21 protein-coding genes are annotated in these 22,218 nt (G+C 35.4%); 10 read left to right on the forward strand and 11 right to left on the reverse strand.

Annotated elements, in window-relative coordinates:
* Nucleotides 1-28: 28 nt before the first annotated feature.
* The 5 genes from D569_RS0101620 to D569_RS0101640 all read left to right on the forward strand — a co-directional run bounded on the left by D569_RS0101620 (nucleotide 29) and on the right by D569_RS0101640 (nucleotide 6,273).
* Nucleotides 29-910, forward strand: a complete 882-nt coding sequence (locus D569_RS0101620) for a LysR family transcriptional regulator (RefSeq protein ID WP_018930649.1) — start codon at nucleotides 29-31, stop codon at nucleotides 908-910.
* A gap of 287 nt (nucleotides 911-1,197) precedes the next feature.
* A complete protein-coding gene (locus tag D569_RS0101625; protein ID WP_018930650.1) occupies nucleotides 1,198-1,695 on the forward strand; it encodes a PTS sugar transporter subunit IIA in 498 nt (165 codons plus the stop codon).
* Between the two features lie 249 nt (nucleotides 1,696-1,944).
* Nucleotides 1,945-2,724 carry a MurR/RpiR family transcriptional regulator gene (locus D569_RS0101630; RefSeq protein WP_018930651.1) on the forward strand — a complete coding sequence of 260 codons (780 nt, stop codon included), beginning with the start codon at nucleotides 1,945-1,947 and terminating at the stop codon, nucleotides 2,722-2,724.
* A 317-nt stretch (nucleotides 2,725-3,041) separates the two neighbouring features.
* Nucleotides 3,042-4,409: a PTS transporter subunit EIIC gene (locus tag D569_RS0101635; protein ID WP_018930652.1), complete on the forward strand. Its 1,368-nt coding sequence runs from the start codon at nucleotides 3,042-3,044 to the stop codon at nucleotides 4,407-4,409.
* An 85-nt stretch (nucleotides 4,410-4,494) separates the two neighbouring features.
* Nucleotides 4,495-6,273, forward strand: coding sequence for a sulfatase (locus D569_RS0101640; RefSeq protein WP_018930653.1), 1,779 nt, complete (start codon nucleotides 4,495-4,497; stop codon nucleotides 6,271-6,273).
* A 289-nt stretch (nucleotides 6,274-6,562) separates the two neighbouring features.
* On the opposite strand, the gene D569_RS0101645 is transcribed toward D569_RS0101640, so the two are convergent.
* The gene (locus D569_RS0101645) at nucleotides 6,563-7,504 is read right to left on the reverse strand and encodes an LCP family glycopolymer transferase (RefSeq protein ID WP_018930654.1); all 942 of its coding nucleotides are present in this window, start codon (nucleotides 7,502-7,504) and stop codon (nucleotides 6,563-6,565) included.
* 172 nt (nucleotides 7,505-7,676) lie between these two features.
* On the opposite strand from D569_RS0101645, the gene D569_RS0101650 reads away from it, so the two are divergent.
* Nucleotides 7,677-8,678, forward strand: coding sequence for an LLM class flavin-dependent oxidoreductase (locus D569_RS0101650; RefSeq protein ID WP_018930655.1), 1,002 nt, complete (start codon nucleotides 7,677-7,679; stop codon nucleotides 8,676-8,678).
* A gap of 639 nt (nucleotides 8,679-9,317) precedes the next feature.
* On the opposite strand, the gene D569_RS24220 is transcribed toward D569_RS0101650, so the two are convergent.
* The 6 genes from D569_RS24220 to D569_RS0101685 form a co-directional block, all read right to left on the reverse strand.
* Nucleotides 9,318-9,455 (reverse strand): hypothetical protein, encoded by a 138-nt coding sequence (locus tag D569_RS24220; protein WP_018930656.1) that lies wholly within the window; start codon nucleotides 9,453-9,455, stop codon nucleotides 9,318-9,320.
* Nucleotides 9,456-9,630: 175 nt separating this feature from the next.
* The gene (locus D569_RS0101665; RefSeq protein WP_156822850.1) at nucleotides 9,631-10,248 is read right to left on the reverse strand and encodes a hypothetical protein; all 618 of its coding nucleotides are present in this window, start codon (nucleotides 10,246-10,248) and stop codon (nucleotides 9,631-9,633) included.
* Nucleotides 10,249-11,091: 843 nt separating this feature from the next.
* Nucleotides 11,092-12,258, reverse strand: coding sequence for a nucleotide sugar dehydrogenase (locus tag D569_RS0101670; RefSeq protein ID WP_018930659.1), 1,167 nt, complete (start codon nucleotides 12,256-12,258; stop codon nucleotides 11,092-11,094).
* A 15-nt stretch (nucleotides 12,259-12,273) separates the two neighbouring features.
* Entirely contained in the window at nucleotides 12,274-13,002 is a 729-nt protein-coding gene (locus tag D569_RS0101675) for a nucleotidyltransferase family protein (protein WP_018930660.1), read from the reverse strand.
* A gap of 23 nt (nucleotides 13,003-13,025) precedes the next feature.
* Complete coding sequence (locus tag D569_RS0101680; RefSeq protein ID WP_018930661.1) at nucleotides 13,026-14,234, reverse strand: GHMP family kinase ATP-binding protein; 1,209 nt, start codon at nucleotides 14,232-14,234, stop codon at nucleotides 13,026-13,028.
* A gap of 84 nt (nucleotides 14,235-14,318) precedes the next feature.
* The gene (locus D569_RS0101685) at nucleotides 14,319-15,377 is read right to left on the reverse strand and encodes a GDP-mannose 4,6-dehydratase (RefSeq protein WP_018930662.1); all 1,059 of its coding nucleotides are present in this window, start codon (nucleotides 15,375-15,377) and stop codon (nucleotides 14,319-14,321) included.
* A gap of 483 nt (nucleotides 15,378-15,860) precedes the next feature.
* On the opposite strand from D569_RS0101685, the gene D569_RS24775 reads away from it, so the two are divergent.
* Entirely contained in the window at nucleotides 15,861-16,232 is a 372-nt protein-coding gene (locus D569_RS24775) for an SEC-C metal-binding domain-containing protein (protein WP_018930663.1), read from the forward strand.
* A gap of 718 nt (nucleotides 16,233-16,950) precedes the next feature.
* On the opposite strand, the gene D569_RS0101700 is transcribed toward D569_RS24775, so the two are convergent.
* On the reverse strand, nucleotides 16,951-17,448 hold the full coding sequence (locus D569_RS0101700) for a sigma-70 family RNA polymerase sigma factor (RefSeq protein WP_018930665.1): 498 nt from the start codon (nucleotides 17,446-17,448) through the stop codon (nucleotides 16,951-16,953).
* Between the two features lie 548 nt (nucleotides 17,449-17,996).
* On the opposite strand from D569_RS0101700, the gene D569_RS0101705 reads away from it, so the two are divergent.
* Together D569_RS0101705 and D569_RS0101710 are read left to right on the forward strand one after the other, a co-directional pair.
* On the forward strand, nucleotides 17,997-18,296 hold the full coding sequence (locus D569_RS0101705) for a helix-turn-helix domain-containing protein (RefSeq protein ID WP_018930666.1): 300 nt from the start codon (nucleotides 17,997-17,999) through the stop codon (nucleotides 18,294-18,296).
* The gene (locus tag D569_RS0101710; protein ID WP_018930667.1) at nucleotides 18,293-18,751 is read left to right on the forward strand and encodes a competence protein ComK; all 459 of its coding nucleotides are present in this window, start codon (nucleotides 18,293-18,295) and stop codon (nucleotides 18,749-18,751) included. The genes D569_RS0101705 and D569_RS0101710 overlap by 4 nt, the downstream gene beginning before the upstream one ends.
* A gap of 80 nt (nucleotides 18,752-18,831) precedes the next feature.
* On the opposite strand, the gene D569_RS23800 is transcribed toward D569_RS0101710, so the two are convergent.
* Nucleotides 18,832-19,005, reverse strand: coding sequence for an aspartyl-phosphate phosphatase Spo0E family protein (locus D569_RS23800; protein WP_018930668.1), 174 nt, complete (start codon nucleotides 19,003-19,005; stop codon nucleotides 18,832-18,834).
* A gap of 210 nt (nucleotides 19,006-19,215) precedes the next feature.
* On the opposite strand from D569_RS23800, the gene D569_RS22310 reads away from it, so the two are divergent.
* Nucleotides 19,216-19,527, forward strand: coding sequence for a helix-turn-helix domain-containing protein (locus tag D569_RS22310; RefSeq protein ID WP_018930669.1), 312 nt, complete (start codon nucleotides 19,216-19,218; stop codon nucleotides 19,525-19,527).
* Between the two features lie 54 nt (nucleotides 19,528-19,581).
* On the opposite strand, the gene cysQ is transcribed toward D569_RS22310, so the two are convergent.
* Nucleotides 19,582-20,376 carry a 3'(2'),5'-bisphosphate nucleotidase CysQ gene (gene cysQ / locus D569_RS0101725; protein WP_018930670.1) on the reverse strand — a complete coding sequence of 265 codons (795 nt, stop codon included), beginning with the start codon at nucleotides 20,374-20,376 and terminating at the stop codon, nucleotides 19,582-19,584.
* Nucleotides 20,377-20,399: 23 nt separating this feature from the next.
* The gene (locus D569_RS0101730; protein ID WP_018930671.1) at nucleotides 20,400-22,178 is read right to left on the reverse strand and encodes an SLC13 family permease; all 1,779 of its coding nucleotides are present in this window, start codon (nucleotides 22,176-22,178) and stop codon (nucleotides 20,400-20,402) included.
* Nucleotides 22,179-22,218: the final 40 nt, after the last annotated feature.

A 22,218-nucleotide genomic window follows, 5' to 3' on the forward strand; every position in this document is an offset into this window, starting at 1 on the left:
TATCTACATCCTTAAGGAGGAAATACCAATGAATATCACTACCCTACAGATGTTCTGTTTGGTTGTAGATGTTGGTAGCATTAGCCAGGCTGCCAAACTTTCTTATGTGTCACAGCCAGCAGTGACAAAACAAATACACCAATTGGAAACTACGTATAACACCTTACTTTTTGATCGAAAAGACGGCAGACTAACACTAACGGAAAACGGTAAAATCTTGTATCCTTTTGCTAAATCCATTGTGGAAGATTTCAAACGATCGAAGGATGCTATAGAAGTAAACAATAAAAATTACCATGAATCCTTGAAGGTCGGTGCCAGTCTTACGATAGGAGAGTATTTATTACCAGGGTTTCTAGGAAAATTCAATAAGAAAAAACCCAACATAAATATATCACTCTTAGTAGAGAACACACCACGTGTACTAGAAGCTTTGTCTAATGGCATTATCGACCTTGCTTTGGTAGAAGGGATTATCACAGATAAAAACTTACAAGTAGAAAGTATTGCCGAAGATGAATTAATCCTCATCCATTCTCCTGATCATGCTTGGAAAGATCGTGAATCCATTAGTCTTCAAGAGCTAGTAAACGAAAAAATGCTTTGGCGTGAACCTACATCTGGTACACGGCTTATCATCGAGAACTTTTTAAGAGAGTATGACATATTAGATAGCATCGAAAGCTACATGGATTTAGGAAGTACACAGGCAATCAAAAGTGCGGTGGAGGCTAATCTAGGAATAAGCATTGTCTCTAGTTTAACCGTTAAGCGTGAGTTAGAGTTAGGGCTATTATGCGAAACCAAAATCAAAGACGTTGCATTTAAACGGAACCTTTGGCTTGTTACTAGAAAACAACGCTTCAGTAAGAATAGTGCGAGGGCATTTGTTGAGTTTATTAAAAAGTGATTCCATCATAATTAAAGTAAAGTGACACGGTTAATAACATACAAACTCTCTATTAACTAATTCTACTTCATCCATCGTTCCAATACTCTGGGCATTTCCTGTCCTTTGACTATTTTGGACCGGTGCATTAAAAGAATTAGCTATCCCTAGATATTATCAATCAAGAGTTATAGGGTATAAATATATTGAATAACCCATCTTCTTTAACTTGTTGTAAAATTTAATTACATTAATAATAAAATTAATGTTATATAACATAGAACAAAAAAAGAGAGGATGCATGTTACATGTTAGGTAATTTGTTTTCAAAACGAAAAAAGCTAGATGAGGTATGGCTAGCACCATTAACAGGCGAGCTTGTCAACATAGAAGAAGTACCAGATCCTACATTTTCAGAAAAAATGATGGGAGAAGGATTAGCCATTAAACCAACGGAAGGCAAGCTTTTCTCCCCTGTTGATGGCGAAATTATTCAAGTTTTTCCCACTAAACACGCAATCGGGATCAGATCTGTTACTGGAGCTGAAATTTTAATACACATAGGCTTGGAAACGGTGTCTCTAGATGGAGAGCCTTTTGAATTACATGTAAGCGATGCTGACAAAGTACAAGCAGGACAGTTGTTAGTATCATTTGACTTAGAAAAAATTAGAAATGTTGCTGCAAATACCATTACCCCAATTGTTCTTACAAACGGCGACAGCATAGAAAACCTAGTAAAAAAAGAAAACAGTGATGTACAAGCAGGAAAAACGGAAATTGCAAACTATCAAGTAAACAATTAGCAGTTCAGCTCACTGCTAAGAAATATATCATTTTTAACAAATAATTCATAAAAAAAGTGTTGAGAAATAGCAGTTTCTTAACACTTTTTTTCTTGATCAAAAACTCTCATCTCCATTTTTAAATTAACAAATATATTTGGTCAAAAGAACTTTTAAGGATATAATTATGATGGGTGTACTTTCGATTCTTTTACCATCATCAAAATTTAGTATTTTATTTAAAAATATGATATACAGAAGGTGTTTTCAGTGAAAATTGAGGAATTAATTAATAAAAACTACTCTGCTTTTAGTGAAGGTGAAAAAGAACTGGCAAAATTTATGTTAAGTCATAAAGAAGACATCTATGACCTAAGTATTAATGAGTTCGCCTCTCAAAGCTTGAGCTCTAAATCGTCTGTTTTACGATTTGCTCAGAAATTAGGATTCACAGGCTATACAGAAATGAAAAATTTAATGAAATGGGAAAGCCATTTGTCTGAAGGTAATATATCACAGGTAGATTTCGGCGAAATAGTGATCCAAAATGTAAAGAGGACCATCAGCCATTTAAATAATATCAATCTTTCCGAAGTATGTGAACTAATGGAACAAAGTGCTAACATTTATCTCATGGGAACAGGTCTCCTACAGCAAAACTTAGCCATGGAAATGCAGCGAATGTTCTTAGGTATTGGGGAAAATATGCAAATTATTCCCATGGATATCAATACTGAAATTTATCAATTGGTGACAGAGAGAATGTCAGAGGATGATCTACTCATCATTTTTTCAAGGTCCGGCAATAACCCCACACTTAAAGATGCGCTTAGCATTCCGTTGATAAAGAATGTTAAAATCCTAGCCATCACGGCTTCTGAGAATAACTGGTTAACCAACCACTCCACTTTCTTCATCCCGGTATATGTGGACCAACACTCTAAACTGATTAGTGACTGGTTTTACTCGTCAAGTGCCTTTCATAGTATTGTCGAAACACTAGCTTATCATTACTTTGAATATAAAAACAGATCACTGACAGATAAATAATTATTTCATTCACACCAAAAAAACAGTGTATTGTAAAGCAAAGCGCCGAACAACAAGTCGAATGATATCAGATAACTTTCGCCCTTGTTCAGTTACTTTTCTTTGGAGTTATTTATCGATACTGCGAATATCTTGTTGTTACCACCTAAGCTTATTTCATCTAAATTCAGGTGAGATTGAATCACTTCACTGTTTTTATTCCCATCCTATGAAACCTTTTCCCGATATCCGTGTAAGCCCTTCATTTAAACAAGCACATCCACTATAATCTCATTATGGTAACGTTACCTTAACAGCTTTAGAAAGGGGATTGGACAGTGAATGATAAACAGCTCGCACAGAAAATAATTGAATTATCTGACGGCGCATCGAACTTTTCAAGTATAACAAACTGTATGACAAGAGTAAGAATCAATTATAAAGATGAATCAAAAGTAGATGTAGAAAAGATTAAAGAACTTAAAGGGGTCATGGGGGTTAATCAGGAAGAAACGACCCAGATTATTGTTGGACCTGGTCGTAGTACAAAAGTAAGAGAGGAAATTGAAAATCTCCTAAGCTCTTCATCAGATGCCGAAGTAACAGGTTCTGAAGAAAACAAGGAAAAGAAACAAGGATTTTTGAAAACACTAGCAAGTATATTCGTTCCTGCGATACCAGCGATTATCGCTTCCGGTGTTGCCATGGGGATTAACAACATTATTAAAAACCTTGCGACTGCCGAAGTTGCTGAACAAGGCGTAAGTGCTACAGATAGTTTAACAGCACAACAAGTAGTGTTGGAGTCTTGGAATATGCTAGAGATCAGTACACTTCTTGCCATTATTGGAGATGCTACTTTCGCATTTTTAGCCATTTTTATTGGAATAACATCCGCTAGAGTATTTAAAACAGATATGATCCTTGGTGGTGCGCTTGGTGCAATTACGATTGCAAGTCAACTCGAAATGCTCGGCTTGACAAGTGGACAAGGGGGACTCTTCGGTGTCATCTTAGGGGTCTATATCCTAGCCAAGGTTCAAAAACTTTTAAGAAAAGTAATACCTAATATTCTAGACGTAGTATTAACACCTACTTTTACACTCTTGATAACAGCTAGTATTTTTGTGTTTGCTATAATGCCAATTGCTGGATTTGTATCTGATTGGTTAATTGAAGGAATTATGTATGTCATTGATAAAAGTGGTATTTTTGGTGGTTTCTTATTATCAGCCTTATTCCCATCATTAATTGCTACAGGGTTACATCACGGTTTAGTGCCCATTCACTTGGAGCTAATTAATGCAACAGGAACAACTCCGATTTTTCCTGTGCAGATCATGAGTAATTCAGGTCTAGTTGGCGCAGGTCTGGCGATTTATTTACTTTCTAAAAGTGAAAAAGTAAAAGAAATTGCCAAAGGTGCTGTCCCAACAACCTTCTTATCCGTTGGGGAACCGACAATGTATGGTGTTGTTTTACCTTCTGGTTTTGGTTTTATTACGGCATCCATTGGTGCTGGCTTTGGTGGTATGATGATTCGCCTACTGGATGTACAAGCATCCGCTTACGGTGCAGCCGGCATGTCTGCAATTCCATTAATCGCAGATGGTAAGTATTTACAATATCTATTATCCTATGCAGTTGGTTTTACCGCCTCCTTTATCCTTACTTATATTGTAGGAAAATTGCGAAATTACAGTTAACTGCCTCAGCAAGGGGGATTGCTTTATAAGAGAATGGTCCCCCTTACATTTTATTAAACACTTTGTAATAATGGAGTTGAAAAGAATGAAAGTAATCCAAGTAATGTTTGATACGTTAAAAAGAAATTACCTAAGTCCTTATGACAGCTCAGATGTTCGTACACCAAATTTCACACGACTCGCTAACAAGACGGTTCGTTTTGATAACTTTTTTGCGGGAAGTTTGCCCTGTATGCCGGCAAGACGTGATATGCAAACGGGACGTTATAACTTTTTACATCGAGGTTGGGGGCCGTTAGAACCGTTTGATGATTCGATGCCAGAGTTATTAAAGAACAATGGTATTTACACACACCTTGTCACAGATCATAAGCATTATTGGCGAGATGGAGGCTCCACCTATCACCCACGTTATTCCTCCTATGAGTTGATTAGAGGGCAAGAAGGTGATAATTGGAAGCCAAAAGTAAATAAAAATACAAACATTGACGGATTAGAAAAGTTAGACTCGGAAGGTCAAAAACGAAAAATGGTGAGTATGTCCCAGGATGCCGTCAACCGTTCACACATGCCAAATGAGGAAGATCATCCCCTCTTTCGAACAGTAGAAGCAGGACTAGAGTTTTTAAGAGAAAACCAAGATGCAGATAATTGGTTTTTACAGATTGAAAGCTTTGATCCGCATGAACCATTTTTTGTTCCTGAAAAATATTTAGAGATGTATGGTGTTTCTCAAGAGGATTACAATGGTTGGTTACTCTATTCATATGATGATTATTCAGATGAACATAGAAGAATTGTACAAGGCTACTACAAAGCACTCGTAACCATGTGTGATGCGTATTTAGGCAAAGTGTTAGATTATATGGACGAGAAGGACCTTTGGCATGACACGATGCTCATTGTCAATACAGATCATGGCTTCATGCTAGGGGAACATGAATGGTGGGGAAAAAACATTATGCCTGTTTACAATGAGATTGCCCAACTGCCATTCTTTATTTGGAACCCAAGCATACGACGTCAGAATGAAAGTACGGATGAATTAGCACAAACGATTGATATTCCTGCTACCATTCTCGATTTCTTTAATATTGAAAAACCTAAGGATATGAAAGGCAAATCTTTAAGCAATGTCCTAGAACACGACCAAGCAAATCATAATGGTCTGTTATTCGGTTATTTTGGCAGTAACATTAATATTACCAATGGCGAATATGTGTACATGAGGGCGCCAATGCCAAATGTCGAGGATCTTTTACATGAATATACATTGTCACCTATGCGAATTAACCGACGCTTTACTATCGATGAACTACAAGGTGCGACACTAACTGAACCATTTGATTTTACAAAAGGATTAAATGTGCTAAAAATCAAATCCAATGATATCATGGCGAAGAATTACCAAAGATTTGGCCATAAATTATTTAACTATAAACAGGACCCGAATCAGGAACATCCAATTGATGATATCTCCACCGAGTATGACATGATCGTACAGTTAAAAGAATTAATGAAAGACCATGATGCTCCAGAAGAATTGTATGCTTATTATGGTTTAGACAAGATCCATTCGGAAGAAGATGTGCGTAGAGAACATGAACAAACTAAAAAGAGAAATGAAGCATTACTCCATGACATAAAATTTGAAGAAAGTTCGGTGAAAGAAGGGTACCTTACACTACAATCGGCAGTAAAGGATGCTGATCTCGTAGAGTCTTTGAAGCAATATTTACAGGAGGAAAGCAAAGAAAACCCCGTGACCAAAGCCCAATTAAGAACATGGGTAAAAGAAATGATACCAGCAGAAAAACAATCATTTATAAACTATCAATTGAATTTATCAATGAGAGTTCATTAAGAGCAAAGATAAGAAGGAAGTTTTGTACAATCTTCTTACCGAAACACAAAAAAGCTCCACATTCAAACTTTAAAATGTACCCCTATAGAGTAGACACTTTTAAAAAGCCTACCTATAGGGTGCTTTTATGTATATTGGAAAATAAACAACTTATGCTTTGGTGTGTTATGGGAATTGGTGTTTGTTGTTGCCCCATGACAACAACAAACATCTCGTGCGCCAGCATTAGATAGGATGGGGAAACTGAAATGAGAAAGAAAACATTTACAAATAAGTATTTGTCAGTATGTTAGTTAGTACCTGTTTCACCAATCATATCATGAGCTTTAGCTAATTCTTCATCTGGCACAATATAATAGTAAGTACCATCAATCCTTTTACCACTTCCTTGTAACATATATTCTTCCGTGTTATGACGAACATTTGCATAGTTGGATAATAAATCTTGCATATCATCAAAATCCATATTAGTCTCCATATTATTACCTAATATGTCTATGAAACTATTAATTTTACCTACGGAAGCAATATTTGCTCCTTTATCGATGGCTGCTTCAATTACTTGACGTTGTCTACCAGTTCTACCGAAATCTCCGCTCGAATCTTGTTTACGCATTCTTACATATCCTAATGTCTGCTTTCCATCTAGATTTAGTTCACCTTCTGCATAGTGGAATCCTTTATCTACCCAGTCTAGATCATTTTGAACTGTTATTCCACCTAGCTCATCAATAAATTCAACCAAGCCGTCCATATTCATTTCCACATAATAATCAAGTTCAATATCTAGTAAGTTTTCTACGGTATTAATCGACATATCAACACCGCCGAATGCATAAGCGTGATTAATCTTATCTTCTGTTCCACGACCAATAATAGTAGTTCGTGTGTCACGAGGAATACTAAGAATTTGCATTTGATCCTGCTTTGGATTCAAAGTTAATACCATTAAAGAATCAGAACGACCACGTTCACCAGGTCGCTTATCAACACCCAATAATAAAATATTCAATGGATCAAGATCACTTACTTTCTCTTTGGTCACTTTACGATCAATGCTCTCTACATCAATGTGCATTTGATCATTTACTGTTTTCTTAGCATTGTCATAAACAGAATAAGCATAAATAGCAAATCCAACCAGCACGACGAAAATGGCGATTAATACGCCGAAAAGAACTTTTAGCCATAACGGCTTTCTTTTTTTAGATTGTTTGATTTCCGCTGACATGTTATCGCTTCTTTCCTATTAAATTTGATCCCTATGCATTATATCATATTTTGGTATTTTGATACTAAAAGCTACCTATTTCATTGATAATTAGCTTCAAGCAAATTAATACTTTTCTATAACAGTTATTGTTACGATAGAATGGTAAGTTATTGAAGAAAGGAAATGAAGTATGACAAATATAAATATACCTGTTTCTGTCCTTAACTTAGTTCCGATTCGTAAAGGAAATGGACCAAAAGAAGCAATTGACCAAATGGTAGAACTCGCACAAGCTGTTGATCAAATGGGCTATGAACGATATTGGATAGCTGAACATCATAATACAACGACATTAGTTAGTTCAGCGACAACCATTTTAATGAAACATACACTCGAGAATACGAAGAAGATTCGAGTTGGATCAGGTGGTGTCATGCTGCCAAATCACGCTCCATTAGCAGTAGCCGAGCAATTTGGTACAATGGCAACAATATATCCTGACCGATTAGATCTAGGATTAGGTAGAGCGCCAGGAACAGATCAGTTAACAGCAAGCGCCTTAAGAAGATCAAAAGATGACCCAGTTTATACATTTCCACAAGATGTACAATCATTGTTAACCTATTTTGGACCAGAAGAAGAACAAGGATATGTCAAAGCATTTCCTGGCTTTGGCACAAATATTCCGATTTATATTCTTGGTTCATCACCTGATTCTGCTCATTTAGCTGCAAAACTGGGCTTACCTTATGTGTTTGCTTCTCACTTTGCACCAAGACATATGGAAGAGGCTATTTCAATTTATCGGAAAGAGTTTCAAGCATCTCCATATTTAGATAAACCATATATGGTAGTTTGTTTGAACGTGATTGCAGCAGAAACGGATGAAGAAGCGAAATTTGAATCAACCACCATGCAACAATTTTTCTTAAATGTTGTTCGAGGATCGAAAAATCCTTTAAGTCCTCCTGTAGAAGATATGGATGAGTTATGGACCATGCAAGAGAAACAAGTCGCTTCATCTATGTCTAGCGCTACACTGCTAGGTAGTAAAGAATCGATACGCGAACAATTAACGAATTTCCAAGAGAAATACCAAGTAGATGAACTAATGGCCGTTTCTTATATATTTGATACAGAGAAACAAAAAAGATCTTATCAAATATTAAAAGAAGTGGTGGATGGTGAATAATCAATGCATGTAAAAAATCAGGGGGAGGGAATGATCATTCCCTCCCCCCCTGCGTTTTTTAAAACTATAACTTTTAACATTCCATTTCCCAAATAAGTACCAAATTCAACGATTGAAGAAAACTGGTACTTAAAGCTATTTTAAGTACAAGAAATAGAAATGAATAGGCATTTTTGGTCCATCACCTTTAATAATTGGTTACAGTTGACACTAGGATAGATATAAATAAAGCAATTATCTCAACGATAAATATATATAATAACATATGATGAGATTACTAAAATAAAGATTTTAATAAAAACACTTTAAACTCTCTGCCACGATAAGACGTTATGCTGTCTATCAATATTGCAGCAAGAATTCCAAGAAAAAAATAAGTAGCAACCTTATCGTTAGTTCTGAAAACTGCATAAAAGTCTCCTATTCTAAAATGTATTGTATAATAACCGGGAAGTGACAGGCACCCCATAATTCCTTCTCATAGAATATCGGCCTTACGAAATGGATCGATGCTTGGTAAAGTCCCCTCAACTACTTCTGAAAGGGACTTATTTTGAGACTACAGTAATCGTTAAAGCCTTATGACCTGTAATTTTACTTGCCACAATAGAGGTTTTGACCGAATATTTCCAATATATATTATACTCCAACATCGGCAACTGTATCTTTTACTTCCAAGCAGAATGCCTCTCTATTGGTCAATTGGTGATAAGGCCATTCATGCCATTCATCCACTAGCTTCTTAGCCTTGCCAACAAATTTCCGCTCATCTTTCATAACTTATGATAACACCTTGTTCAACTCCAATAATAGATTCTTCCGTTCTAAAAAAACTGAATGAAGTAAGCGTAAATAACCCAACAACTGAGCACATGTTCCTGCATACACCAGTAATACCTCCACGGACATGCTATTCAACCAACTCAAGAAAATAACAAAACAAATGATATTTTTAATTACCATTAATCCTTGATTCATTATTAGTAGTCCACATTTTAATCACTGATGCTAATATCGTAACATCAATTAGTCTGATTATTAGTGCATGAATAATAAACAAAGCTTTACCTAAATAAGTTCCTAACAAATATTCTTGTATTACTTTCCCTGTTTCACTAATAGGTGTTAAAAAATGTATAGAAAAACCATAATAATACAAGTCAAACCAATTATAATCACTAAAACCTATTAAATTCAGATAAAAATCATACCCCAAATACAAAATAATTATGTCTGGTGATATCAATCCTATGATTATCCCTAAGAATAATAAGCTAGTATATAATTTAGATTTTATACCAGTTGCATTTCTTTTTACTTTTTTATTTATTTTAGAAATTGTCTTATAGAAACCGGATAATAGAAGATATACATAAACAGCAACTATAAATACAAAAATCAAGAAAATAATGGAAACAACTATTTCCTCTGATAAATTGAAATACTTTGTAATTCTCTCCATAATAACTGTCAAAAGCATCATAAAAAGAAGGAAGGCGATAGGAAAGAAAAGATAAACATATAATTTAAGCAAACTTTCGATATCTTTGTTCTTATTCCACTTTTTCATATAAACAACTACAAAAATTGGAGATGACATTATGATAAACAAGGAAAAAATCATTTTAAATTCATACAAACCTATAAAATAAATAGTTGAAATTAATACAACTATAATTATAGCTAATATCCAACTAAGTAAGTAATTTCTTTCCTTGATTATATAGTAAATTAATAAAAGTGTTATAATAGACAATATTATGAAAAAACGCATAGGATCTTGTATTTTGAAAAGTGGCAAACAAATATATATTATCAATCCATATGGTAAAATAAAGTTAATAAACTTAAGTATAATTCTAATCACTCCATTCATAAATTTATAATCAAATTATAAATCTATAAATATCGAAAATCATGATATCTATGCTTAATATCGGTATAGGCCAAGTATTTTTTAAGTTTTTTTGTTAGTAGTGTTTTAATTATCCATATAAAGAAGTTATTATTAATGGCATCTTATTTGAATAGTAAATAATGACGAAGTGATTATTTGCAATTAACTGAAATATTCGACGTAACAGCTGATTATTTACTGAGTTTAATTGATACAAAGCCCCCCATATACTTATTTGAAGACTTAGTTTTAACAGAAGATTAGATTAAAACATTCACCTTATGAAAAAAGGAAATCTTTTTGAGAAAATTAATACCAGTCTAGACAATAACATTCGAAGAATCCTACAAATTTGGAACATTATAAGAAATGAATTCAATCAGAATAAAAAGAATGTTTCTGATGAGTGAACAACTAACAAAAAAGTCTCCACCTTCAACCCTCGAAGATGGAGATTTTTTTATAGTTAGATAATCTAGATCAATTTCATTGAGCAATGTGCCATCAGTTTCAAAATCAATCCCTACTAAACAAATCCCGCGTATAAACCTTCTCACTTACATCTTTCAAATCATCCGTCAATCGATTAGCCACAATAACATCGGAAACCTCTTTAAACTCAGCAAAATCCTTCACAACGCGTGAACCATCAAACTCTGCTTCTTCCAATACTGGTTCATAAATGACAAGTTCCACGCCTTTTGCTCTAATCCGCTTCATCACACCTTGGATGGCAGACTGTCTGAAGTTATCCGAATTAGTCTTCATCGTTAAACGATAGATACCAACAACTTTCGGATTCTTCGCCAGAATACTATCAGCAACGTGATCTTTACGTGTACTGTTCGCATCTACAATGGCTTTCATAAGGTTGTTTGGCACATCTTGATAGTTCGCCAGCAATTGTTTGGTATCCTTCGGCAAGCAGTAACCACCATAACCAAAGGAAGGATTATTATAATGATCACCAATACGAGGATCAAGCCCGATCCCTTCCACAATCTGCTTCGTATTCAGACCACGAATCTCTGCATAAGTATCCAACTCATTGAAAAAGGAAACTCGCATCGCTAAATACGTATTCGCAAATAACTTAATCGCCTCAGCCTCTGTTGAATCGGTAAAAAGAATATCAATATCCTCTTTAATAGCTCCCTCAGCCAACAAATTCGCAAATACCTTGGCACGTTCTGATCTTTCCCCTACTACAATTCGTGATGGATACAAGTTATCATATAATGCTTGTCCTTCACGTAAAAATTCAGGAGAGAAAATAATATTGTCTGTATTGTATTTCTCACGTACTTCCAATGTATATCCAACCGGAATCGTTGATTTAATCACCATGACAGCATCTGGATTAATGTCTAATACCGTCTCAATTACATTTTCTACTGTGCTTGTATCAAAATAATTCTGATCTGGATCATAGTTTGTTGGTGTAGAAATAATCACATAATCCGCATTTTCATATGCTTTATGTACATCTGTAGTAGCCAACAAATTCAATTCTTTCGTTTCTAAATAGGTTTGGATTTGTTCATCAACAATAGGTGACTTCTTATTGTTAATCATATCCACTTTTTCTTCCATAATGTCCAAGGCTACTACTTCATTATGCTGTGCTAATAAAACAGCATTTGATAATCCGACATAGCCTGTCCCCGCTACTGTTATTTTCATTTTCTCTGTTCACCTCTAAAATAATTCTTGTACTTTATGATAACTTTCAATCGTTCCAATATCATATCTTAAGCCTTCAAATGTAAAGGCATATACTGGCTTGTGCTGAATTAGCCATGGGATAAAATTCCCCGGTGCATCAGGATTATTCCCTTCTGCTAAATATTGCTTAAACAAAGGTAATGTCTCTGCCTTATATACATAAAAAGGTGGTACAGCTAATTTTGATTTTGGGTCTTGCGGCTTTTCTTCAAATGAAGTAACCACTCCATCTGCATCTACTTCGACAATACCAGTTCGTTTCATTTCTTCTGGGTCATCTAACTCATGAGCCGTAATACTATCTGCATTCACCTCTTGATAAAAGTGAACAAAATCAACCAATTCAAAATCAAACAGGTTATCTCCAGCTAATACCATGATGTCTTCTTCAATCTCATGCTGATCCAATACATACTGGATATCAGCAATCGCTCCTAATCGATTATCATTGGTTGTCGTATGATCATTAACGACGATTATCTGCTTATTGCCTTGATAGCTTCGAGCCCAATCTTGAAAACTTGGCGTGAATTTCTCATTGGTGACAATATATACTTCGTCAATGGAATCGACTTTTTCGACCTTCTCGATAATATGATTCAAGATCGGCTTCCCTGCAACTTCTAATAAAGGTTTCGCTTTATTCTTCGTTAAGGGATATAACCTTGTCGCATAGCCAGCAGCTAGGATTATACATTTCATCTTTTTCCCTCCAGGCTAACATCCTATTTTAGAACAGTTCCGATATCCTCTTCACCTACAAGACGGGCTCCATTGTTGGTTCTACAAAAATGGACTTTGTATACATCTTGGTATGCTGGGTGTTGGTTTGGATAAACAGCGTCAATGTTTGCTTTGATTTGTTCTTTGTATGCTGGATCAATCAATCCAATACAACAACCTCGATACCCTGCCCCACTAAAACGAGCGCCATATACACCTTCCGTCTCTTTCAACACTTGATAAATAGTGATCAACTCTGGGCAGCCTGACTCATATTGATAAATCGAGCTTTCACCAGATTCAAACATGAGTTTACCAAACTGAACAAGATCTCCTTGTTCCCATGCTTCAATCCCACTACGTACACGTTCTTGTTCGGTAAAAAAGTGATCCAGTCGCTTACGGAATTTACCTGGAACTTGGTCACGATACCTGAGATAATGCTCTTCTGAGATATTCCGAAGTTTCACATCTTGTAAGGCAGTTCGCTTGAGACCTGCTAATTCTTCTACAATCCAGCCTGCAACTTTACATTCGTCTACTCTGTTGTTGTAGTCTGTACCAATTAACGCTTTACTTACACCTGAGTAGACAACTACTACTTCAAACTCAGGCATATCTGGTGACTTGTTTACTAAATAATGCTCACTTGTCTTGCAGTCCATCACCAATAATCGGTTATCTTCACTCAAAATATTAGCCGATTGATCGAGAATGCCATTCTTTAAGCCGATAAATTCTGTTTCTACCCAGTGACTGTAAGAAACTAACTCTTCCTTGGAGATGTTTAAATCGCTCACTTCTGCTAAGGCCATCAAATAGGCAGTTGTTACAGCTGCCGATGAGCTTAACCCACCAATCGGTAATTTCCCACTGATCACCGCTTGAAGTCCATATTGTAATTTTTGATCCTGTTGTAGGGAAAGTACTGCACCACGAATATAGTTACCCCAAAATCCAGGTAACATCTCAGGTACACTATCAATATGGAAATACTCTTCATCAGGAAAGTCCATACTACTTATACGAATATAACCGGCTTCAGAAGGTGCGAAAACTATTTCTACATTTGAATCTAGTGCCATCCCTGTAACTAGTCCATCTTGATGGTCAACATGTGCACCTAAAGGACATATTCTAAGAGGAGATCGAACTATTTGAAAAGCTTTCTTCCCATACAATTGTTTAAATGTATTAACGAGTTCCTGCATGATTAGACAACTCCATTTTATTACGAACGTTAACTTTCCCGAACCAACAGTAGAAGCCAATCCTCCACTGATGAAAGTTTCACTTTAAGAGTTCGTTACTTGCTCTTGCTTCGTTCCCTCATTTAACTTGTAATACTGGACATACCAATCAGCAAATTTCTGCAAGCCTTCTTCAATCGAGGTTTCTGGCTTGAACCCTACTGCCTCATGCAAGCGGTCAGTAGATGCATATGTTCTTGGTACATCACCTGGTTTAATTGGTTCGAATTCTTTCTTGAATTCTACCTCACGTCCTAGAGCATTGCTTAGTGCTTTCTCTAAAGAGTGAATAAAATGCATCAATTTCTCCGGACTATTATTACCAATGTTGAATATTTCATGTTGCACTTCGCCTTCCGGTGTACGTGGAATCAATTTCTCAATTCCCTCTACAATATCGTCAATGTACGTAAAGTCACGATATAAGTCATTGTCAAAATCACCATTATTAAAGATTTTAATCGATTCACCAGCAAAATATTTATCTGTGAAACCATAGTATGCCATATCAGGTCTACCCATCGGGCCATAAACAGTAAAAAAACGTAACCCAGTTGTTGGGATCTTATAAAGGTGACTGTATGTATGTGCCATTAGTTCATTGGATTTCTTGGTGGACGCGTATAATGATACAGGATGATCCACAAAATCTGTTTCTTCAAATGGTACCTTCTTGTTTGCACCATATACCGAACTAGATGAAGCGTAAATCAGATGATCGACTGGATAATGACGACACGCTTCTAATATATTATAGAACCCAGTCACATTACTTTGCATATATACATCCGGATTCTCTAGAGAATAGCGAACCCCTGCTTGTGCCGCTAAGTTGACGACAACATTCGGACGATATTGCGCAAAAAGATCATCTATTACATCCTTATCAGAAATATCTTCTTTTACAAAGGTAAAGTTTTCATAAGACTCCAAACCTTCCAAGCGTGCATATTTTAAATTCACATCATAATAGTCATTTAGATTATCAATACCTATCACTGTACAGCCTTGATCTAATAGTTTTTTAGAAAGATAGTAGCCGATAAAGCCAGCTGAGCCTGTAACTAAATAAGTCTGATTTGTTTGTAATTCTAGTCCACCCAATGTTCTTAACTCCTTCTATTTCTTAATCTTTTACAATAAGAAAATTATAACATACTTATGTATGACCTTCCTATCAAAAATTGTAAATTTAGTTTGTACTTCACAACAGATATTGACGAATAGACTTTTGATATTAATATTTACTTTTGAGTGAGGAGAAACCTTTCATTAAAAAACAAATAAACAGTATCAGGTTGTTGTGGTTAATAGTTATAAAGATATCTTTCCCGGCACCACTTCTTTTCTTGATCGTCGATGCTATTTAAAAAGTTGTTAGTAAACTCCTTAAAGTTGATAATAAATGCGCAATACTTGATAGTATTCACCCTAAAGTTGATAATAAGGGCATATGGTGGTTGCAAATTCGTTCTATTGTTGAAAATATGTTAACCATCGTTGAATCGTAAGTTCAAAATGAATACGCTGTTCGCGAGCATGGTGGAAGAAAATGTTTATAAAACGGCAAATAAAGGGGAGATCTCAGTGGTTAATTATAGGTTACAGGCACAATTGTTGGGAGTCGTGGATAATCAATTACGTGAAAACAACCCAAAATGTACGAAAACAGCATTTAATCTTTTAATAGATCTTGGCTATACTGAGGATGAAGCAAAGAAAATGATTGCAGCAATATTAGTAGAAGAAATGTTTGATGTTATGAAAAACGAAAAAGAATTTAATGAAAAACGCTATTGTAAAAAGTTAGACAAACTGCCAGAATACTACTTACAGAAGTATGCAGAAACTGAATCAGATGAGGAAATCCAAGTACCTGTCGTTAATGAACAGAAAATTGGTAGAAACGATCCTTGTCCATATGGTAGTGGGAAAAAGTTCAAGAAATGTTGTGGTTGAAATAAGTCAAAAAAAGTTTGGCATGCTGATAGCGTTTATCATGTCTGACAAAAACAACAACAAATAAACTCTCATGTGCTTTGCCAGGCGCTAAGGTAAGGGGTTATTTTCCTTTAAGTGTACCTAGCCCCTCTTGATGGGCTTCATTGTAACCGTAGAATTGGGAAGGGACAGACTCTCTCTCCTATTGAGTCCCCTTCGGTTACCTAACCAAATTGAAACCCAGCCTTGTTTTTCTATTACCCCTCTTGTTGCACGGTAGAGATCATTGGTTCCTATGAATTCACTACCTAGATTTGCTCATCTTGGTCGGTAAAGGGATCTTTTGGCATCATGGTACGATTGTATGGCTGGATTTCACGGATCATTTGGGTAAAAGATATAAAAATTGTGAGGAACGTCAACTATGATTTCCCCCACGTTTTTATATTTTACTAGGTTTTGTTCCTACCTCGCTATTCTTATGTCTTTCCTTTGTGGATAAAATCACTATAGTGTCCTTTCGTGGTCACTGACACCAAGTTCATCAAGAAAACCAAAAAATTATCACCTGAACAGAGTAAAACTAATCGAATTCTTAAAATTATTTAAAAACAATAGTCCCAGGATGAACACAATTTCATCGTGGGACTATTATGGGGCTAGCCTCTACTACCTACCCATTCAACAACATCAAGCGCTAGTGACAGTACCTCTTAAGATTCGAGTCACTTCTTCTTCACCATTCAATATATTCCTTCTCTACCATAACCTTCTGAATCTTCTTCCTAGCTAGCTTCCCCCAATTCTTCACAGCATTTTCTGTCACTCCTTCTTCTTCCGCTATCTTTCTAACAGACTGATCTTTCAACACGAATTTATCAAACCAACACCACTGCTTATCAGTCAGCGCTTGTTGAATATCTAATAAAAATGGCGTATCTACTTCCAACTCATCCACCACTACCAAATCTTCTATTGTAATTTGATTAAACCATTGCTGAAATTGATCACGCTCGCGATTATCTTTACGAATCTTGTTAATGAATGTTCTTGTAATACCATAATAAGCATAGGTAGAAAACTTTGATTTTGATGGATCATAGTTTTGAAAAGCATTCCATAAAGCAATTAATCCTTCTTGATAAAACTCCCCATCGACATCTCGAATTTGGTATTTGTGCATAATGTGATAAATCATTTTTTCACAATCCTTTAAAATATCCTCAAATCTCATCAATTGGTGAACTCCTACATGACAAGCACTTGCCTCACGTATTCCGCGGTAAAGTGATCATATAAAAGTTCCTCGTCTATGTCATATGGTGATATTTGTATGGCTTCCTTTGAAAATAGCTCCAATTACCATTATTTTTGGGATTTTCATCTGAGAAAATGGGATTATTGCATAAATCTATCATAGTTCATCGCTATTTATAGATTTTCTTTTACAGCACCATAAATAATAACCAAAATGTGACTTACCCAAGAATACCTTTGAGTTATCAAAAGCTCTCTTTGATAATATCTAATCGTTTTTCTTTTTTTTGGTGACGGTTTGATGAGACTCCAGTATAAAAGATTGATAAACAGAATAGGTTGTAAAATCTGAATGTTCATTTCCCCATACTTGAACACAAGTAATCGCAATCTAATTAACTTTTGTCTATCTTTTATTCACTAGATGATGCTGTTTATTGTTTTCCATATTTTGCTTAAAAGCGAATTATATTTCGTTCCAACCCCTTACTTATTTTAAGAGAATGGCTAAGAGGTTGGATTTTTATGAATGATTTCGAAAAAGATAATTTTCTATACGTATTAGGAGAATATTATAAGAAACAGCGTATTGCCAAAGGCTGGACCCAAAGTGAAGTGGCCGAAGCTTTAAATATGAGTGTTCGTTCCATTCAACAATTTGAAAAGGGGGAGCTTAATCTAGCCATATCCCGCTTTGTAGAATTAACAGAGTTATTAAATGTACCTTATTCGATTGTAGAAGAACAATTCAAAGCATATAGCTACCATTCCTTTCAAGAACAAGTAAGAGAAGTAACGAATCGAAAGGAAAAGAAAAAGAGATGATAAAAGATTATAGGATAACTAGAAAAACGTTAGCCATTGTACCAAACAAAGATATATTCAATCAGTCCAAAATAATTGAAAGGGAGAAAGAGATTTACCATTCATCTTCTCCATTTCAAATTATCAAAGAAAACTGTATGCATTACGGTGCCGCTTATGATGGTCGTAAAAAATCGGTACAACACCATCTAGACTTTCACCAAAAGACACCCATCCCTGTAGCTCCTTCAAAAGGAATATATACCTTCCCTACCGAAACACCACAAAATTATAATTGTTGTTGGTTGTTTTTCCATGGAGTGAAACGCATCCTTACCAATAAGGAAAATAACCCTCCAAATACAATCGTTCTATTCATTAACGAGAAATGGTTGACCTTAGATACTTCCACATATACTTTAAAAACTCAATATGATCGTACGGGAATGTGTAAGGTTGTTTTTGATCAATTATGATAAGTGCTTTGATTACTGTCACTAACATTGCTAGCACTTACATATGAAAAAACGGGAGTTGTTGCAACAATAAAAATAATTTATGTATCCTGCAACAATTTTTGATACACCTTAATTCGTTCATCTAATAATTGACTATATTCTAGGGTTGAGGATGCAGTTAATCCATCTCGTAATCCAATATTAACTAATTCTTCTCGCATTATTTCGATTTGTTCTAATAATGATTCTACGTCCATTTTACTTTTTCTCATTTTTAAACGCTTCCCCCATCTCCAATCAACAAACGATATAGTAGCACTTTTACTCAAAATGGAAAAAAACTATATAGTCAAACATATTTTATACCTATTTGTACTATTCAGTCAATATATTAATGAATATTAGTTCTAATTAATCCTAATAATACAGTTTGATGTTTATTCAAGCTAAAATATAATTAAAAGTTCTCGAAGGAGTATTTTATGGAAGATCTAAATATAGGGGATAAACTGAAAAATCGAAGAAAGTTATTAAACCTTACTACACAAGAAGTAGCAAAAAGAGTGAATATTTCACAATCATATATTAGCCGATTTGAGAATAATCGGGCAATTCCAGACATCGATATGTTGTCACGCATTCTCAAAGCGTTAGATACTGATTTACCTACATTTTTCTCTACTCAAAAGGAAGAATTACCTGATGACTTGGTACATTTGATGGAGACAGCAAAAAAATTATCGCATGAAGAAAGAGTAAAACTAACCGAATTTCTAAAATTAATAAAAAAATAATAGCCCCAGGATGAAAACAACTTCATCGTGGGACTATTATTGATTTTAATAATACTAATCTCTACTAACTAAAAACCACCCATTCAACAATTCTTCCCGATTATAATAAAACCGCTCATCATCTTCGTAGCGAGTAACCTTGCCACCTGCTGCTTCCACAATTGCTTGTCCTGCACCAGTATCCCATTCCATTGTTGGAGCATAACGAGGATAATAATCTGCTTTCCCTTCCGCTACTAAGCAGAACTTAAGTGAACTTCCTGATGAAACTACATTCACTTCACCGTCTAGCTTTTTAATAAATGCTTCTGTCTCTTCAGACATATGAGAACGACTAGCTACTACATTTGTAATATTACTATCTTGGACTTCTGGTAATTTAACACTTTGACGGATCAAATCTTCTGAACTTGTAATAGTTACTTCTGATGCATCCTTTAACTTATATGCTCCTTCACCATTCACACCAAAATAAAATGTATCCAATGCTGGTGCATAAATAACTCCCAATTTTGGGTATTTTCCATCAATTAAAGCGATATTAACCGTGAATTCACCATTTTTCTTTATAAACTCTTTCGTTCCGTCTAGTGGATCTACTAACCAGAATTGTGCCCAGTCTTTACGCGCTTCATATGGAATTTCTTTACCTTCTTCGCTTAATACCGGAATACTGGCATCGATTTTCTCCAAACCTTCTGCAATGGCATAATGTGCTCTCTTGTCTGCTAAGGTTAATGGTGAATCATCTTCTTTAAACTCAACATCAAAGTCTTGTTGATATACATCCATAATCTCTTTTCCTGCGTCTAAACAAACTTGAAACAAATCAACTATGTATTTGCTCATTTTATTCCCACCCTTTCTTTTAATTAAAACCATACCATGTTCACGATGGTTACAGTCACAAGCATAACAAGAATACTTAACGGAGTACCTACCTTCATATAGTCACTAAATGTATATCCACCGGGACCGTAGACAATGAGATTAGTTTGATAACCAATAGGTGTGATAAAGCTAGCTGAAGCGGCAATCGCAATCGTAACCGCAAAACCCATGTAATCAACGCCTAATGAACTCGCCATCTCTAGTCCAATCGGAAGCATCAGCACTGCTGCTGCACTATTCGTAATAAGTTCCGTAAATATATTGGTTAATAGATAAATCGCAATTAACAAAGCAATAATGCCTAGCGGTTCACCGATGCCAAGGATTCCTTTGGCCATCCACGATGCAAGTCCCGTTTTCGTCATTGCTGTTCCAACTCCGAAAGCACTAGCTATTAATAAAAGCACATGAAACTGAATATTTTTCTTGGCCTCTTCAGGAGTTATAATTTTAGTTATAATAAAAATAAACACAGCTAATAGCATAGCTTTAAACATCGATAACAAACCAAATGTAACAGCTAGTATCATCGCAATTAAAACGACTAGAGAAAACCAGCCTTTACCTTTGTTCTCATTTAAGTTATTAGGTGTATCTAGTGTTGATACAACATAGAAGTCATTAGAGTTGTTATAGGTTTTGATAAAATCAGAACCTGCTAGTAAAAGTAAGACATCACCTGGTTTTGGCACAATATCACCAATTTTACTTTTAATTCGTTCATTGTTACGGTGTACAGCCAATACTCCTGCATCATATCTTGAACGAAATTGAGATTGCTTAAATGATTTGGATAATAAGGATGATTGGTGAGACACCACCGCTTCTACTAACTGGACTTCTCCATTTTTAAGATCATCTAAATCTAAATGTGTACCTGTTTCTAATCTTAGTCCTTTTATCTGCTGTAATTCTGCTATAGTAGAAATCAACCCTGTAAAGATTAACCTGTCTCCTGCACTCACCATAGTAGTAGATTTAACAGGAGAGATTCTTTCATTCTCCCGGATAATTTCTATTAAATACAAGCCTTTCAAATCACGTAAGCCAGCTTCCTGAACGGATTTGCCTAGGAAAGGGAATTCACTGGTTACGGACATTTCGGCCATATACTCACGCGTATCCTTCTTAACTTGTTCACTAAAGCCTTTATTGTTTGGCAAAATTTTATATCCTATTGTGAAGAGGTAAATAAAACCTAAAATCAATACGGGAATACCGACAATCGCTAATTGAAAAAGGGTAAATCCTTCTAACCCATAATCAATCAACATACCATGGACAACTAGATTAGTAGATGTCCCCATCAAAGTCAGCGTTCCACCTAAAATGGTGACATATGATAAAGGAATTAAGTACTTAGAAGGAGCAATCCCTCTTTCTTGACACCACTTCTTGATCATTGGTGTAAATGCAACCACAATCGGTGTATTATTTAAGAATGCAGATGAAACAGAAACAGGTAAATAAAAACGGATCATAGACCCTTTCTTTTGGCTGCTTTTATTTAACCAACTTGTCATCATACGTTCTAGGATTCCATGTTTTTGAACAGCTCCTGCTACGATAAATAATAAAGCAATGGTTAGCATACCTTGATTAGAAAAACCTTTAAATGCCTCTTCAGGAGTTAATAACCCCGTTAAAACAAATATAACTAACGCTGCAAATATAATCATGTCAGGTCTTGCCACTTCGAAAAGCAAGGCCAAAAACATGGCAATAATAATGATTAAAACAAAAGCCATTTCCAATGTCATAAGAGGGATCACCTCCTTTTCAGAGAAAAAGCTACTACCA

Source organism: Gracilibacillus lacisalsi DSM 19029 (assembly GCF_000377765.1).
In the GTDB taxonomy this organism is placed as follows: Bacteria; Bacillota; Bacilli; order Bacillales; family Amphibacillaceae; genus Gracilibacillus; species Gracilibacillus lacisalsi.